The organism is Rheinheimera pleomorphica, from assembly GCF_011634895.1.
GTDB classification, from domain to species: Bacteria; Pseudomonadota; Gammaproteobacteria; order Enterobacterales; family Alteromonadaceae; genus Alishewanella; species Alishewanella pleomorphica.
This window is the reverse complement of record NZ_SIRR01000003.1, coordinates 128003-145116: the sequence shown is the minus strand read 5'-3', so window position 1 is coordinate 145116 and position 17114 is coordinate 128003. Positions and strand designations below refer to the sequence as shown.

General features: G+C 52.0%; 14 protein-coding genes. 10 read left to right on the top strand and 4 right to left on the bottom strand.

Annotated elements, in window-relative coordinates; genetic code table 11:
• Positions 1-124: 124 nt before the first annotated feature.
• The 8 genes from EYB30_RS01800 (at position 125) to EYB30_RS01765 (ending at position 8323) form a co-directional block, all read left to right on the top strand.
• A complete protein-coding gene (locus tag EYB30_RS01800) occupies positions 125-616 on the top strand; it encodes a DUF4442 domain-containing protein (protein WP_166836427.1) in 492 nt (163 codons plus the stop codon).
• Positions 617-903: 287 nt separating this feature from the next.
• On the top strand, positions 904-1536 hold the full coding sequence (gmk, locus tag EYB30_RS01795; RefSeq protein WP_166836425.1) for a guanylate kinase: 633 nt from the start codon (positions 904-906) through the stop codon (positions 1534-1536).
• A gap of 46 nt (positions 1537-1582) precedes the next feature.
• Positions 1583-1858 carry a DNA-directed RNA polymerase subunit omega gene (rpoZ, locus tag EYB30_RS01790; protein WP_134052557.1) on the top strand — a complete coding sequence of 92 codons (276 nt, stop codon included), beginning with the start codon at positions 1583-1585 and terminating at the stop codon, positions 1856-1858.
• Positions 1859-1983: 125 nt separating this feature from the next.
• Positions 1984-4107 (top strand): bifunctional GTP diphosphokinase/guanosine-3',5'-bis pyrophosphate 3'-pyrophosphohydrolase, encoded by a 2124-nt coding sequence (gene spoT, locus EYB30_RS01785; RefSeq protein ID WP_166836423.1) that lies wholly within the window; start codon positions 1984-1986, stop codon positions 4105-4107.
• 5 nt (positions 4108-4112) lie between these two features.
• On the top strand, positions 4113-4505 hold the full coding sequence (locus EYB30_RS01780; RefSeq protein WP_166836421.1) for a RidA family protein: 393 nt from the start codon (positions 4113-4115) through the stop codon (positions 4503-4505).
• Positions 4506-4510: 5 nt separating this feature from the next.
• On the top strand, positions 4511-5347 hold the full coding sequence (locus EYB30_RS01775; RefSeq protein ID WP_166836419.1) for a substrate-binding periplasmic protein: 837 nt from the start codon (positions 4511-4513) through the stop codon (positions 5345-5347).
• Positions 5347-7428, top strand: a complete 2082-nt coding sequence (recG, locus tag EYB30_RS01770; RefSeq protein WP_166836417.1) for an ATP-dependent DNA helicase RecG — start codon at positions 5347-5349, stop codon at positions 7426-7428. Before EYB30_RS01775 ends, recG begins: the two co-directional genes overlap by 1 nt.
• Before the next feature lie 109 nt (positions 7429-7537).
• Complete coding sequence (locus EYB30_RS01765; protein ID WP_166836415.1) at positions 7538-8323, top strand: putative hydro-lyase; 786 nt, start codon at positions 7538-7540, stop codon at positions 8321-8323.
• A 9-nt stretch (positions 8324-8332) separates the two neighbouring features.
• On the opposite strand, the gene EYB30_RS01760 is transcribed toward EYB30_RS01765, so the two are convergent.
• The gene (locus EYB30_RS01760; RefSeq protein ID WP_166836413.1) at positions 8333-9364 is read right to left on the bottom strand and encodes a methionine synthase; all 1032 of its coding nucleotides are present in this window, start codon (positions 9362-9364) and stop codon (positions 8333-8335) included.
• Positions 9361-10329 (bottom strand): DUF1852 domain-containing protein, encoded by a 969-nt coding sequence (locus EYB30_RS01755; RefSeq protein ID WP_166836411.1) that lies wholly within the window; start codon positions 10327-10329, stop codon positions 9361-9363. The genes EYB30_RS01760 and EYB30_RS01755 overlap by 4 nt, the downstream gene beginning before the upstream one ends.
• 265 nt (positions 10330-10594) lie before the next feature.
• Between EYB30_RS01755 and EYB30_RS01750 the strand changes: the two genes are divergently transcribed.
• Complete coding sequence (locus EYB30_RS01750; RefSeq protein ID WP_166836409.1) at positions 10595-11485, top strand: LysR family transcriptional regulator; 891 nt, start codon at positions 10595-10597, stop codon at positions 11483-11485.
• 23 nt (positions 11486-11508) lie between these two features.
• Here the strand turns inward: EYB30_RS01750 and EYB30_RS01745 are convergent, their stop codons facing one another.
• Positions 11509-13371 carry a beta-propeller domain-containing protein gene (locus EYB30_RS01745; RefSeq protein ID WP_166836407.1) on the bottom strand — a complete coding sequence of 621 codons (1863 nt, stop codon included), beginning with the start codon at positions 13369-13371 and terminating at the stop codon, positions 11509-11511.
• Positions 13372-13839: 468 nt separating this feature from the next.
• Between EYB30_RS01745 and EYB30_RS01740 the strand changes: the two genes are divergently transcribed.
• Entirely contained in the window at positions 13840-15699 is a 1860-nt protein-coding gene (locus EYB30_RS01740) for a C39 family peptidase (RefSeq protein WP_166836404.1), read from the top strand.
• Between the two features lie 211 nt (positions 15700-15910).
• On the opposite strand, the gene EYB30_RS01735 is transcribed toward EYB30_RS01740, so the two are convergent.
• Positions 15911-17071 (bottom strand): MFS transporter, encoded by a 1161-nt coding sequence (locus tag EYB30_RS01735; protein WP_166836402.1) that lies wholly within the window; start codon positions 17069-17071, stop codon positions 15911-15913.
• Between the last annotated feature and the right edge of the window lie 43 nt (positions 17072-17114).

The following is a 17114-nucleotide window of genomic DNA, read 5'->3' as shown; positions in this document are numbered from 1 at the left end:
GCTGGTTTTGCCAGCAATAGCGCTTAGCTGACGAGTGGCATCTTTAGCTGTCTGAGCGGTCAGCTTGCGGCAATGGTCTTACCAGTGTAAGCTCAGGCCCACTTGCCATTTTTGGAGCCAGCTGATGGCCAATTCTTTGCGTAAAGCCAACTGGGGCTTAAAACTGTTTGCCTGGCGTTATATACCGCTGATTGGTTTTTGTTCGCCGAAAATTGTCCGTATGGACAGCAAAACGCTGGAAGTGACGATGCCGCACAGCTGGCGCACGAAAAACCACTTGGGCAGCATTTATTTTGGTGCCCTGGCCATCGGCGCCGATTTAGCCGGTGCCTTTCTCGTGTTTAGCAAAGCCAAAGCCCGTGGCGTAAATGCCAATTTTGCCTTTAAAGACGTGGAAGGCCATTTTTTAAAACGGCCAGAAGCCACAGTGCACTTTAGCAGCCATGATGGCGATATTATTGATGCGATGATTGATGAATCGCTGGCCACAGGCGAGCGGATTAACAAGCCGGTATCGGTGGTGGTAACCTGCCCTAGCCTGCATGGCGATGAGCCGATGGCCACCTTTACGTTAACCTTATCGGTTAAAGCAAAAACGAAAAAGGCCAAAAGTTAAATTGCGAGCTATATGGCGGAAATCGGCTTGCTCTAAGTCAACCGTTGCAGGCCAGGATGCTGACAAATTCGCCGGGAGCGAATTTGAACAGCGAAGCTGGTCCATCGGATAAACTTCAAGGATGAAGTTTATAATCGAGCCTACAGGGACGTATTTACGGCGTGTTGACGTGAGCAAACCGGTTTTCGCCTGAAACTGTTGTCTGAAATCATCATATTTGCAGCAATAACCAACTCGGTCTAAAATCCGCAGTCTTTGCGCCATAAGCCCAAGCGAGCCAGACTTTTATGCAACACTTAGCCGGTAATCTGTTTATTGTCTCTGCGCCCAGCGGCGCCGGTAAATCCAGCCTGATCCAGGCACTGTTACAGCGCCACAGCGATATGCAAGTCAGCGTATCACACACTACCCGCGCGCCACGCCCGGGCGAGCAAGATGGCGTACATTATCACTTTATCAGTGTCGACGAGTTTAAAGCGCTGATTGCCCAAGATGAGTTTTTTGAATGGGCCGAAGTATTTGGTAACTACTATGGCACGTCAAAAAGCACGATTCGCGACAGCTTAAGCCGCGGCATTGATGTGTTTTTAGATATCGACTGGCAGGGCGCGCGGCAAATAAAAGCGCAGGAAGGCTCAGCCAAAGGCATTTTTATTTTGCCACCCAGCTTAACCGAACTAGAGCAGCGGCTGAACAAACGAGGCCAGGACTCAAGCGACGTTATTGCCAAACGGATGGCACAGGCGCACAGCGAAATGAGCCATGCCGATGAATACGAGTATCTGATTATTAATGATAACTTCGACTCGGCGCTGACAGAATTTGAACGCATAGTACTGGCGCAGCGCAACAGCTTTGGCAGCCAGGCCAGCAAACACAGCACACTGCTTAAGCAACTGTTGGCGAAAACAGCAAATTAGCGTAAACTATGCGGTCTTGTGAATACCCGCACATTCGGAGCAATAGATGGCACGCGTAACTGTTCAAGATGCAGTAGATAAAATTGGTAACCGTTTTGATTTAATTCTGGTGGCTGCACGCCGTGCCCGTCAGTTAGCCGTAGAAGGCAAAGAGCCAATGGTAGATATCGAAAATGATAAGCCTACCGTAGTTGCACTGCGTGAAATTGAAAAAGGCCTGATCACCAACTCAGTACTGGATGAGCAGGAACGTCGCGATCAGATCCAGCAAGAAGCGTCAGAAATGGCTGCTGTCGCCGCTATTATCGGTTCAGACCACTAAAAACCCCGCCATCTGCAGGCCAGCGGCGCATTAGCCGTTGGCAACTGTGATAAATAGACGTATATTCATAATAAATCCCGCGCCTGAAGGCGTGTTTTGTTTGCTGTCGCAGTTTGGGAGCACAGGTGTATTTATTTGAAGGTCTGAAAAATCAGATAAGCGCTTACTTGCCGCCAGAGCAGGTTGCCTTGGTGCAACAGGCCTATGTGGTGGCGAGGGACGCGCACGCGCCGCAAACGCGCTCCAGCGGCGAGCCTTATATTACCCATCCGGTGGCGGTCAGCAGCATCCTGGCTGACATGCATATGGACCACGAAACCCTGATGGCGGCCCTACTGCATGATGTCATCGAAGATACCCCGGTCAGCAAAGAGGACTTAGCCAGCCAGTTTGGTGCTACCGTGGCCGAGCTGGTACAAGGTGTCAGTAAACTCGACAAGGTAAAATTCAAAGACTATCAGGAATTTGAAGTTACCAACCTGCAAAAAATGTTTATGGCCATGACGCAGGATATTCGCGTTATTTTAATTAAGCTGGCCGATCGCACCCACAATATGCGCACCTTAGGCGCGCTCAGGCCAGAAAAACGCCGCCGTATTGCCAAAGAAACACTGGAGCTATACGCCCCCATTGCCAACCGCCTCGGTATTCACAATATTAAAAACGAGCTGGAAGACTGGGGGTTTCAAGCGCTATACCCGATGCGTTACCGGGCATTGTCTACCGCGGTAAAGCAAGCCCGTGGCAACCGGCGCGAACTGTTAGAAAAAATCCAGCACGAGATTTTAGGCCGGCTGGAGCAAGCCGGTATTGCCGCCGACGTCAGCGGCCGCGAAAAGCACCTGTACAGCATCTACCGCAAAATGAAAAACAAAGAGCTGATGTTCAATGATGTGATGGACATCTACGCTTTTCGCGTGGTGGTTGATAGCATCGACCACTGCTACCGCACGCTGGGGGTAGTACATAATCTGTACAAGCCAATTGAGATCCGCTTTAAAGACTATATCGCTATCCCAAAGCAAAATGGTTACCAGTCGCTGCATACGTCATTAATTGGCCCGCATGGTATTCCGGTAGAAATACAAATGCGCACCCGCGAAATGGACGAAATGGCCGACAAAGGCATCGCTGCCCATTGGTTGTATAAAGCCAATGGCCAGCATCAGGATACTACGGCGCAAATTCGTGCCCGGCGCTGGATGCAAAGCTTGCTGGAGCTGCAGCAAAATGCCGGCAACAGCGCTGAGTTTGTCGAAAACGTAAAATCAGAACTCTACCCGGACGAGCTCTATGTATTCTCGCCTCAGGGTAAAATTGTCGAGCTGCCGATTGGCGCCACCGCCGTCGACTTTGCCTATGCCGTACATACTGACATCGGTAACCGCTGTGTTGGCGCCAAGGTAGACCGCCGGCCCTACCCATTGAATAAACCGCTGGAAACCGGCCAGACGGTGGAAATTATCACCAGCCCCGGCGGTAAACCTAACGCCAACTGGCTAAACTATGTGGTAACCAGCCGCGCTATTTTAGGTATTCGTAATTACCTGAAAAAACAGCAACAAAACGAATCTATTGGCCTGGGGCGGCGTTTATTAAGCTCGGCTTTAGGTGAAGTCAAACTGGAAGATATCGCGCCAGAACGTATCGAGCAGGTACTGCAAAACACCAAGCAAAAATCGCTGGACGAGCTGTGCAGTGAAATAGGCTTAGGTAACCAGTTAGCCATTGCCGTGGCACGACGCTTATTGGGCGAATTTGACTCAGACGAATCCAGCAGCAAAGACAGCAATGGGCCTATGCCGAAAAGCAAAGCCTTTATTATCGGCTCTGAAGGCATGTTACTTACCTTTGCCAAATGCTGCCGGCCTATTCCGGGTGATGATATTGTCGCCAACGCCACGCCAGGCAAAGGCTTAAATGTACATCGGGCTGACTGTCGTAATATTAAAGGCTGGGACAAAGAGCCCGGTAAGTTTTTCCCGGTGCGCTGGGATAAAACCGGCGATAAACAATTCCTCTGTGATATCCGGGTGTTTATCGTTAACCGCCAAGGCGTGCTGGCCAAACTGACGACCTTAATAGCGTCGCAAGACTCGAATATTCAGGACTTAGCCACCGACGACAGAGACACCGGTGAATACGTGATTAAAATTACCTTGTCGGTACGCGACAGGGTGCATCTGGCCAATGTGATGCGCAAAATTCGCGTGATGCCGGATGTACAAAAAGTTTACAGAAGGAAATAGCATTCATGTCTAAAGTGATTATTCGTACCAGTGATGCCCCGGCCGCTATAGGCACCTACAGCCAGGCGGTAAAAATTGGTACTACAGTGTATCTGTCCGGCCAAATTCCGCTGGTGCCCGCAACAATGCAAATGGTATCGGACAACTTTGCCGAGCAAACCCATCAGGTGTTTAAAAACCTGGCAGCGGTATGCGACGCCGCCGGTGGCAGCTTAAATGATATGGTCAAAGTGAATATTTTCCTCACCGATTTAAGCCAGTTTGCCAGCGTTAACGAGATCATGAGCCAGTATTTTGCTGAACCCTACCCGGCCCGGGCTGCAGTGCAGGTATCAGCCTTACCCCGCGGTGCCCAGATTGAAATTGATGGCGTAATGGAAGTGCCCTCAACGCACTGACGGTTATGACAAAGTCGTGCACGCAGTACCTTACCCTAGCCGCACTGTTGCTCACGGTACTTTGGAGCTGTATCGCCAAGGCCGAAGAGCCTGTGCCACGCAGCAGTGCCGGTGAGCCACAGCTGTTGTGGTGTCTGGATCACTTTGCACGTTTTCATCATTATGAGGATGTGCGCACGCCATATGGCCCCTCCGTTGATCTGATGCAGGAGCTGGCGCGGCGCGCCGGTTTTAAGCTGGTATTCACACCACGTACAGCTGTCGCCCGCTGCTTTCGTCTGATGGCTGAAGGTAAAGTGGACCTGATGTCGAACCTGAAATTCAGTGCCGAACGTGATGCCATTATGCACCTGCTGCCATACAACGAAACCGTGCCGGAAAGCTTGTTTATGCGCCACAGCGACAAACGCAGAGTGGAAACCGAAGCTCAGCTACAGCAACTGACACTGGTCACTATTCGCGGCTACCTGTATTCACCGGCATTAATGGCACTGCTGGCTGAGAATCAGCGCCATGTGGTTGAAGTTGATAGTATAGAGGCCGGCTTAGAGATGGTGTTTCGCGGCAGGTTGGATGGTTTAATAGCGCCAACAATCAGCACCTCCAATGCTATTGATAACACCGCGGGCTATGCGCACCGTTTTCGCCGGGCCAAAATCGACTTCAGCCGCGGCCAACCCAGCTTTATTCATATCGGTTTATCACGTTTAAGCCCCTATGCTCACCTGGAGCCACTGCTGCGCCAGCATCTGGCCGCGATGATAGCCGATGGCACTGTGGCAAGCCTGTATGCCGAGCCCACCCAAACACAGCTGTCACCGGCTATGGCACAGCAACCCTGATGTCATCAGGCACAACCCTGGCCAATCTGCCGGTATCCGCCATTAAAGGTGTCGGCGCTAAAGTGGCCGAAAAGCTGGATAAACTCGGCATTTTTAGCATGCAGGACATACTGTTTCACCTGCCACTGCGCTATGAAGACCGCACCCGCATTTATGCTATCGCCGATTTAATGCCACTAATGCACGGCACTGTGTTGGGTGAGGTGGTCAGCAGCGACATTCAACTGGGCAAAAGGCGCAGCTGGCTGGTGAAAATTAAAGACGGTAGCGGCTATCTGACGCTGCGGTTTTTTCATTTTAGTGCGGCACAAAAAAATGCCATTACACCGGGTGTGCTGCTGCGCTGTTTTGGTGAAGCCAAACGCGGCCCGCGCGGGCTGGAAATGCTGCACCCGGAATACCGGGTACACAATGACGAACTGCTGACCGAAGTCAGCGAAACCCTGACACCGATTTACCCTACTACCGAGGGTCTGCGCCAGGCCACCTGGCGTAACCTGACCAACGCGGCCCTGCAGTATTTACAGCGCAGCCAACCGGATGAATATCTGGCCGGCAGCCTGGCGCAAGGCTGGTCGTTAACGGATGCACTGCAATATATTCACCGGCCACCACCGGATGCCAGCCTGCAATTGCTGGAGTTGGGTAAACACCCGGCACAGCAGCGGCTAATCATCGAAGAGTTAGTCGCGCAGCAGCTAAGCATGTATAAGCTACGCAGCCAAAGCCAGCAGCAACAGGCCGTAGCACTGCAGATAGACAACAGCTTGCAGCAGCGCTTTTTAGCCGCGCTGCCGTTTGCACCGACTGAGGCACAGCAGCGGGTAACCAGCGAGATCCGTCATGACTTAGGCCAAAGCCTGCCAATGCTGCGTCTGGTGCAAGGCGATGTCGGCTCAGGTAAAACCCTGGTCGCGGCGCTGGCGGCACTTACCGCCATTGGCAATGGTTATCAGGTAGCGTTAATGGCACCTACCGAGTTACTGGCCGAGCAACACGCCGCTAATTTTTCCCGTTGGTTTGTGCCACTTGGCATTGCCGTGGCCTGGCTGGGCGGTAAAACCAAAGGCAAAGCACGGCAAGCCACGCTTAGCGCTATTAGCGATGGCAGCGCACAAATGGTGGTGGGCACCCATGCGCTGTTTCAGCAGCAGGTTGAGTTTAGCCGCTTGGCGCTGATTATTATCGACGAGCAGCACCGCTTTGGTGTGCATCAACGGCTGGCGCTGCGGGAAAAAGGCGGCATCGAAGGTAAGTACCCGCATCAACTGGTGATGACGGCCACCCCGATACCGCGCACCCTGGCAATGACCGCTTATGCCGACCTGGATACCTCAATTATCGATGAACTGCCCCCGGGCCGCACGCCGGTGACCACGGTGGCGATACCGGATACGCGGCGTGATGATATTATCGAGCGGGTGCGCAGCGCAGTAAAAACCGAGCAGCGCCAGGCCTATTGGGTCTGTACCTTAATTGAAGAGTCGGAAACGCTGCAAAATCAGGCCGCTGAAGACACCTTATTATTGCTGCAACAGGCACTACCGGATTTACGCATCGGCCTGGTACATGGCCGGCTAAAGGCAGCCGAAAAACAAGCGGTGATGCAGCAGTTTAGTAGCGCCGAGCTGGACTTGCTGGTCGCCACCACTGTCATAGAGGTCGGTGTCGATGTGCCCAACGCCAGTTTAATGATTATTGAAAACCCAGAGCGGCTGGGTTTGGCCCAGTTACATCAGCTACGGGGCCGGGTTGGCCGGGGCAGCACCGCCTCGCACTGCGTATTGCTGTACCACGCGCCGCTATCGAAAACCGCCCAGGCCCGGCTTGGCGTGCTGCGTGATTCTAACGACGGCTTTGTCATTGCCCAGCGCGATTTGGAAATACGTGGTCCCGGTGAGCTGCTTGGTACCCGTCAGACCGGTGTGCTGCAGTTTAAAATTGCCGATCTTAGCCGTGACGCCGAGCTACTGCCACAAGCGCAGCAAATCGCCACTACGTTATGGCAGCAAAATAAAAATGCCAGCGAGCAGTTAATTAAGCGCTGGCTGGCGAATAAAGAAATTTACGGTAATGCCTGAACCTGGCAGTTCTGCCTGAACGCGCCATCGCTTTAACCTATCGCAGCACACTGTTTAATAAGCCGCAGCTGATTTACACTGCCTTTATTTAATCTGCCCGGAGTGGTTTATGTCTGTGTTAACCCCCTATCAGTTACGTTTGCAGTGCCGCAGTGGCGCTTTTAGTGGCAATACCTCCGGTTTAGCGCCGGGCTTTGTGCAGGCCAATATGGCCATTTTGCCCAAGCAATACGCCGCTGATTTTTTGCAGTTTTGTCACTTTAACCCCAAGCCCTGCCCGCTTTTAGGCATGGCGGCTGCGCCGGGTGCTATTGATATGCCGGCGTTGGCGCAAGATTTAGATATTCGCAGCGATTTACCGCGCTACCGTATTTTCCGTCAGGGGCAGTTAGTTGAAGAAGTCACTGATGTACGCGACTACTGGCGCGATGATTTAGTCACCTTTTTAATTGGCTGCTCGTTTTCGTTTGAAGAATCCTTGCTGGCTGATGGCCTGGAAATCCGCAATATCACAGAGAAGGTTAATGTGCCGATGTACCGCACCAATATCGCCTGCAGCCCGGCCGGGGTGTTTCATGGTGGTATGGTCGTCAGTATGCGGCCGATGCTTCCGGCCGATGCAATACGGGCGATTCAAATCTGTTCACGCTTCCCACAGGTGCATGGCGCGCCAGTGCATTTTGGCGACCCGGCGGCAATTGGCATCAGTGATATCACTAAGCCCGACTTTGGTGATGCGGTGACAATAAAGCCGGGTGAAGTGCCGGTTTTCTGGGCTTGTGGCGTCACGCCGCAGGTTGCCATTGCCAACGCCGGGTTGGATTTTTGTATTACCCACAGCCCCGGCCATATGCTGGTTACCGATATTCCAAACAGCAAATTATCGGTGTTGTAACCCAGCTGACTACCTGCGCTGCAGCTCCTGGCGCACGATAGCGGCGCCAGCGGTTAACGCCTGCAGTTTGCCCTGTGCGATGGGGCGCGCTAATGGCGCCATGCCGCAGTTGGTGCAGGGATACAATTTATCGGCATCGACATACTGCAGCGCTTTGCGCAAGGTGTCGGCGACTTGTTCCGCTGTTTCAATGGTATCAGTGGCCACATCGATGGCACCGACCATTACTTTTTTGCCACGGATAAGCGCCAGCAGCTCCAGCGGTACCCGCGAGTTATGACACTCCAAGGATATAATATCGATGTTCGATTGCTGCAGTTTGGGGAAAATCTGCTCGTACTGGCGCCATTCGCTACCGAGCGTTTTTTTCCAGTCGGTATTGGCCTGAATGCCGTAGCCATAGCAAATATGCACCGCAGTTTCGCAGTTTAGGCCCTCGATGGCGCGCTCTAAACAGGCGATGCCCCAGTCGTTAACGTCGTCAAAAAACACATTAAAGGCCGGCTCATCAAACTGAATAATATCCACCCCGGCCGCCTCCAGCTCTTTGGCTTCTTCATTGAGTATTTTGGCAAACTCCCACGCCAGTTTTTCGCGGCTTTTATAATAGTCATCATGCAAGGTGTCGATCATCGTCATCGGCCCAGGCAAGGCCCACTTTATTGGCTGTGTGGTTTGCTGGCGTAAAAACTTTGCGTCGGCAACAAATACCGGTTGTTGCCTGGATACCGGCCCCACGACAGTGGGCACACTGGCATCATAACGGTTACGAATGCGCACCGTTTTGCGGTTAACAAAGTCAACGCCGTTTAAATGCTCGATAAAGCTGGTAACAAAATGCTGCCGCGTTTGCTCGCCATCACTAACAATATCAATGCCTGCCTGTTGTTGCTGCTGCAGTGCCAGGCTAAGTGCGTCCTGTTTACCACTAACAAGCTCATCACCCTGCAATTTCCAAGGCGACCACAGCGTTTGCGGCTGTGCCAGCCAGAGCGGTTTAGGTAAGCTGCCGGCGGTTGAAGTAGGAAGTAATAGCGTCATATTAAGCTCCACTGCTGTAATCTGGCCTGGTGCGGCTTAATAAAATGCTGCTCGGCAAATTTGCCTTGTTCAATGGCTAAACGGCTGCGCTCCTCGCGGTCATACACTATCTGCGTGATTGAGTGATCGGCATTTTTCAGATTGGGCTGATAGCATCTGCCTGCCACCGCATTGGCATTATAGATTTCCGGTCGGTAAATCTTCTGAAAGGTTTCCATGGTGCTGATAGTGCTAATCAGCTCCAGGTTGCTGTAGTCGTTCAGCAAGTCACCAATAAAGTAAAACGCCAGCGGTGCCACACTGTTTGCCGGCATAAAATAGCGCACCTGCAGCCCCATCTTGTTAAAGTATTGCTCTGTTAATGATGACTCATTAGGCTGGTATTCCACCCCAAGTACCGGATGCCGGTTTTCAGTGCGGTAATAGATTTTATTATCTGACACACTCAGGCAAATAACCGGCGGCTTAGTAAAATGCTGTTGGTATGTCTCTGAATTAACGAAACACTGAAACAGCTTGCCGTGCAGTTCGCCAAAATTTGCCGGAATACTGAATTGTGCCTGCTGTTTATTGTGTTCAAGCAGCAGTACGCTAAAGTCGTAGTCGCGCAGGTATGACGAAAAGTTATTGCCGACAATACCAGCAATTCGCTCATTTGTTTTGTGGTCGATAATATGGGTTTGCAATACTTCAATCGATGGAAAGCGCTGGCTGCTGCCGGCAATCTGGATATCAACCGATACGATATCGAGCGCTACAGCGTACCGATCAGCTGTCGGGTTATCCCATTGCGCCAGGGCATTAAACCTGTTGTTAATCATCGTTAGCGCATTGCGTAAATTTTGCCGGCGGCTTTCACCCCGGGCCAGATTAGCGAAATTAGTGGTCAGCCGTGTGCTGTCGGCCGGCTGATAATGCTCATCAAATGCCTGTCGCGTAATGCTGAAAGTAAACTCATTGCTCATCTTTGCCATCCTCATTGCTGCTTTGCCGTCAGCTGAAATACTTTTTGCTAGGGGACACCATATAAAGACATCTGGACGTCCAAACTTGCCAGTAAGCATAGGCGCAATTTTTTATGATTAAAAATGATACTTTTTCATTATTTAATGAAATTATCTCATCAATTACCACTTAACATGATTAAGACTGTTTTCACCCTAAGCGCTATACCAATAAATAAAAACACTGTACCTTTGTCATTTAATGATTTTTATTCATAGGTTAGCCATGATTGAGAAAATACACCTGAGTATTCTGCGTGAAATCAGCCGTAGCGGCTCAGTCACTGCGGCCGCCGGCAAGTTACACCTGACACAATCAGCACTGAGTCATAGCATTAAAAAGCTTGAGCAGCAGACCGGCATCAGCCTGTGGTTAAAAGACGGCCGCAATATCCGCTTAACCGAAGCCGGTAATTATTTGCTGGAGCAGGCTAACCGGCTGTTGCCGCAGTTTGACCGCATCGACGACACCCTACGCCAGTTCGCCGGCAACGAAAAAGGCAGTTTACGCATTGGTATGGAATGCCACCCCTGCTATCAGTGGCTGCTAAGGGTAGTACAACCGTTTTTGGCACAATCGCCGGGGGTGGATATCGATGTAAAACAACGTTTTCAGTTTGGCGGTATGGCGGCGCTGTTTAATTACGATATAGATTTGCTGATCACACCGGATCCCATCAACAGAACACGTATTGCATTTGAGCCGGTGTTTGGCTACGAATTGGTGTTGGTCGTCAGCCAGCAAAACCCGCTGGCTGCGATGGCAGCCATTCAGCCGCCACAGCTTACTGATCAAACCCTGTTAACCTATCCGGTAGAAACTGCACGGCTGGATATTTTTCAGCAGTTTTTACTGCCAGCGCAGTGTATGCCAAGGGCGCATAAAACCCTGGAAGCGACCGACATTATTCTGCAAATGGTCGCCGCCAACCGTGGTGTGGCGGCGATGCCAAAATGGCTGGCACTGGAATACGCCAACTCCCTGCCGATTGCTTTAGTGCGCCTGGGTGAGCACGGTATTCATAAACATATTTATGTTGGTTACCGTAAGCAGGAAAAGCAAAACAGCCATATTCAGCGTTTTATTGCCCTGGCGAAAAGCAGCGGCGCAGCATAAGCTGAACCACTGTGCTGGCCAAATTAGTACTCTGTTAAAACCTGCTCGGGCTGCTGCCATTGGCTATGAAACACCTTGTCAGCCAATACAAAGTAAATATCATCATTTACCAGCACGGTACGGGCGCCCCAGCTGCCGGCATAACCGCTGTATTCTGGCGTTAACTCGCCGGTTTTATGCAGGCTACCGTTAGCGCTGACTTCCAGTGTCAACAAGCTGATTTGTTCGCGGTAATCCGCTGAATAACGGCTCAGCGGCAGCGCCATCCGTGTCACACCGTCCTGCAATCGGGTTGCCAGACTATGGTGCTGATATTCCAGCGGCGAATATTGCGCCGTAAATACCAGTTCATCCTGCACCACGGCATCATTAGCGCTGACATTAAATAATGCGATTTTCGCGCCGGCGCTGTCCCATATCGGGTTGCCATCAGCATCAGTGTCAATCTGCTGGCCCAGCCCCCACAATAAATCAGCATTAATACTGTGCAGATACGCTGAGTAGCCGGGGATCTCCAGTTCACCAATAATGGCTGGCTGCAACGGATTGCTGATATCCAGCGTATACAGTGGGTCGGTGCGCTCAAAGGTCACCACATAAGCACGGTCGCCGACAAAGCGTACACCGTAGATATCTTCACCCGGCTTGCCAATCTGCTGCGCCGGCTGAGTGGCGTCAGGTAACTGAGCGACAGGCGCCAGGCTGCTACCCTGTTGCTGTAATACCCAGAATTTATGTGACAGCTCAGCGTCGCTGCGGTCAGATGTCAGCAGCATCAGGTATTGCTGTTTTTCATGCAACATAAAAGCGTTTTGGCTGCCACCTATATAGCCATCCACGGCACCGGTTGCCTGATACCCCACTGCAGAATCCGTCAGGCTGAACTTGTGTACAACAGTTTGAGAGTGACTTTCGTAATTAACATTGCCATGCAGGTATAGATGCTCGGCCGACATATAAAAATCAGACACGGCAGCCAGAATACAGCTGCTTTCAGTCATGTAAGGCGCCGTTGTCGCAATGCGCGTTAACACTACCATCTGGTCACTGCCTTCATCAGGTTGTGCATCTGCGGGCAGATAACATTGCTGCGAAGCGATAAGCGGTTCGGGCAGACCGCTATTTAACCGCCTGGTTGGCAGTAAGTCAGGCAACTGGGCATTTTCCAGCACCAGTATATTGCTCTCATTGGCGGCAACAGTACCGGCAAAGTGTTGATATCCTGTAACTTCTGGCTGATAACGTGACACCAGCCACAACGCATCCGCAGTACGGCGACTGTTAATCAGATTGCCGTCAAACTGCAGTTGATACACACTGTTACCCTGTTCAAACAACTGCACACTGATACGGCCATTGTCTGCTCCCCATTCCGGCTGTGACAAGGCAATACCAACATTGCCGTAGCGATCATCGCCCAGCACCGTCAACTGCTCGCCGGCGGCATACATTCCCAGCACCTGCCGCACACCCGGCGCCAATGCCAGCGGAGCCAGTGCTGTCAGGCTGCCATCGTCATTGCGCTGCCAACGTTTTACGTAAGGCGCATCGGTGTCAGCATTGATACCACTGACATACAACGTCTGATTGGCGAACTTGACCCGGTCAGCTTCGTCTACGCCCTGGGTTACCAGGTTAGTAGCCGAACTGTCCGGCTCTGCCGGTGCAGGTACAGCGCCATCAAGATGTCGCATGTCGGCCCGGGCATATAAACCGTATTTCAAATAGCGCGCCAGCTGCTCGCCACCCACCTGAGTTAACGGGGCGGTGCTGGTACTGGCAGACGATACCTGCCATAACTGTGCCGAAACGGCTTCGTCATCATCTGAACTGCCGCCACACCCTGCCAGCATTAAACTGGCGGCTACTAAGCTTACTGCTCTCATAATCATCTTCCCTTTAGTATTAAATTTGCACAGCAATGTAACTAAAAAGTGAAGCCAACACTGTCTTAAATTGCGATTAACTGTGTAAAGATGTTAATTCCGCATGCAGAGCTGCATCGGCTCAGGCGATGGTTATTCATTTTCAGCCTTGTCATGCGGTTGCTATGCTAACACCAGCTGCACTACGCCAGCTGATGTTCTCTGGCCTGAACACTCCCGTTCCATGGCCGGTGTTTAACTTACCTCCTGGTATTATATTTACCGCAGGGCGCCTGGCGCCCTGTTTTTTTCGCTACAACTTTCACATAAATGAAACAACTTATCGCATCAACCGATGCTAACCATTTTCCCAAGCTGTTTTATCGTTTTTATAGTCTGACCATGGCCCAGCTGTACCGTGCCATCGCCACTACAAGGAGTAGTGAGATAACAAGACGGACAACAAAAAAATAACAGTTGGAGAGAACAATGAAATATCTATCCGGCCTGTTGCTGTTATCAGCACTGGCTTCATTTGACACCCTGGCCCTGTGCCCCGATGGCGCCAGCTTTGATAACACCTTAAGCTTTTGCGCCAACAGTAGCGATGTATACGGCCCTTTTACCAAAACCATGACCGACCGCTGCGTTAACGCCGGCGGTGGCAGTGCCTGCACTACGCCACGCACCGTTAGCGTTAACGGCACCAATATCAGTGTACTGCGCTGGTCGCGTGGTTTTACCACTAACCTGCGCGGCACTGGCAGCTGCCCGGATGGCGCAGTGCGCTCAGCGCAATATGGCAACCACTGCTTTGAACAGCGCAGCGACGGCACGCCGAATAATGTCTATGGCAATTTCAGCGCCGATGAAGTGGCGAAATGCCAGTATTTACAGGGCGGCACGGCTTGCTTAACCACCCGCTGGTCAGCGCAGTTTTATACCAGTGTAAAAAACACTACCCTGCCCGGCAGCTGGGTAAACAAATTTGGCGCCTGGCTCTGGTATATCGACGAAGCGGGCGTCAATAAAACCCACACCCAGCTGGCCAACGAGCTTGCCGCTATGGGCGTAAAGCGCATCTTTATTAAAATTGCCGACGATGCTGCCGCTTGCTCGCTGTTTGTTGATGCCTGCTCTACTACTACCACTAACATTTACAAAAACAAAGGTATAGAACCCTGGGCTTGGTCGTATAACTATCCGGGAAATAACGCCGCGCAGGCCGATGCCTTATATCAGGCAGCCCGCTATGGGTATGTCGGCTTTGTCTCTGATGTTGAAGTGGAATTTAATAACAAAACCACTGAGCTGCACAGCCTGTTTCAGGCGTTTCGTGCCGCCCGCACCCGAGCCATTAACGATGGTTATGCCGCTAGCGACTTCCCGCTCGGTGCGACTACCTGGAGCAACCCGGCTGATCAGGGCATGCGGGTAGATATTATCGATCAGTACGTCGATTTTCATATGCCGCAAACCTATCTGGAAGTGTGGGGCAGCAGCTATATGGCCGATCCGAAACGCTGGATAGAAGCGGGCAACTGTGAATACCGCGCTTTAGGCGCCAATAAACCGATCTGGCATATTGTGTCTACCGAGTACGATATTATCAGCCCGGCACAGTTAAATACCTTCCTTGATGTCGCAGGCCCTAATGCCAGTATCTGGCGCGTGCCCGGCGGCTCTGTACCACAAGCGGTATGGCAGGACTGGAGTAATGTTAACTGGCAGCGCAGCAGCTTTGATGCTGATGTCGACTGCTCAGCCGGTAATAACAGCTTGAAAAACTATCTGACCGGCAGCCCGACACCACCGCCGCCGGCACCGCAGGCAGTGCCGTACTGGGATCAGAAGCAAAATGCCGTTAACCCGTATGGCACCTGCAGTATTACCTCACTGGCGATGATCACCGACTACTTTGGCTTAACCGACCCGGCGGTACTGGGCCAGCGTACACCGGATTATTTAAACAGCCGCTTTGGTGTCTTGCAGGATGTGCCCTCACTGGCCTGGGGTTTTAATACCATAGCGCAGGAAAAAGGCAGCCCGCTGCGCGATATTGGTGTAACGAACGGTACCATCAGCGAACTGCGGGCGCTGGCCAGTGCCGGCAAACCTACCATAGTGCACGGCTGGTTTACCGTACCTGGCCATATACTGGTAGTAACCGGTTATGACGGCACCCATTACACGGTAAACGACCCCTATGGTGTGTGGAACCTGCAAAAATGGGGCAGCTACGACACCAGCAAATCTGGCAAGGGCGTGCGCTACCCGAAAGCGGCGTTTGAGTATGCCATTAACGATAATGGCAGTGGTAATGACTTATGGCTGCACCGGTTTGAATAAGCCGGCTTAGCCGTGAAGGCAGAAACCGGTTTGCTCACATCAACACGCCGTAAACCCTTCCCTGGGGGCTCGTCTATGAACTTTATCCGTGAAGTTCACCCTGGCGCGGGCCAGCAAAGCTGTTCAAATTCGCTCCCTGCGAATTTGTCAGCCATCCTGGCCTGCAACGGTTGATTTAGAGCAATCCGGTTCCTGCAGGCTAGTTCTGTTGTTAAGCCTTTGGCTGTGCCAACTGCAGGCACAGCGCACTTAATACAATCGCTACTGTCCCCAAAGGTAGCACTGCCGTCAGGCTAAAGGTACTGATAGTCAGCGCCGCTATCGGTGGTCCCAGCATTAAGCCCACTTTAAAGGCGCTTAAGCAAAACACGATTAATCGGCCGGACGGGTCGACATCATTAAAAATGCCCATCATCACCGGCACCACAAAGCTCCAGAAAATCTGATACACAATGGTCGCTGCAGCATAAATCAGCCAGGCCGGGCCGCTGCTTAGCAAACCCAGCGCCAGCAAACAGGGTAACTGCACCGCTACCGTTAGCCACAGTGCTGCGCTGCGACCATATTTGCCAACAAAGGCGCCCGATAATAAGGATCCCACTGCACTAATGGCAAAACCTAACCCCAGCACATAGCCGACTTCGGCCATGGTGAGTCCTGCTGATACCCCTAAGCGCTCGAGGTAGCCCCAAACACCGCCCTGGGCAAAGTAATACAACACCACGCCACAAAAAACCCATAGCGCCGGCGCTAACCGGCCGCTAAGTTCAAACTGCACACTGTGCTGCGGCTTTTGGTTTTGCGCAAAACGGACAAAGCTCAGTAGCAAGGCGGCCAGCAAAAACAGATTAAAACTCTGATAAATAGCAGCGTAGCCAAAACGGCCAATCATCTCAGGCAATACCATAAAACCGACCGTGCCGAACACCACCTGTATAGTCACCATTACGCCAAAGGCTTTATCTACCCGGCTTGAATCACCGAGTGCCGCCAGCGCGATGGCATAGCTGACCCCACAGGCCACTCCTGCAGCAAACCGCAACAGCAACAAGGCGCTGTAGCCCTCGGCCCAACTGGTAAACAGGTTGGCAGCAATAAACAGCAGCAAACTCAGCTGTACTGCAGGGCGCCACGGCACCCGCCGCACCCACCAAAAAGCAGAAGTGGTAGAAAGTAAAATACCGGCCACATCAGCCGCGGCCAGATAACCTACCTGCCGGGTGCTGAAGAGCCCGCTATCTGAAAAAGCACCGACAATCAGCGGCATTAAATTGGTCACCGCTGCGCCCATCATGGCAATCAGCATCAGGCCGGCATATTCGGCCCAGTAAGCGGCGGGCTTTAGCTCGGTGTCCATGGATAATTCCTGCATCTACGGCTCCTTAAAGCAAAAAAGTGAGCGCGGCGAACCGGCT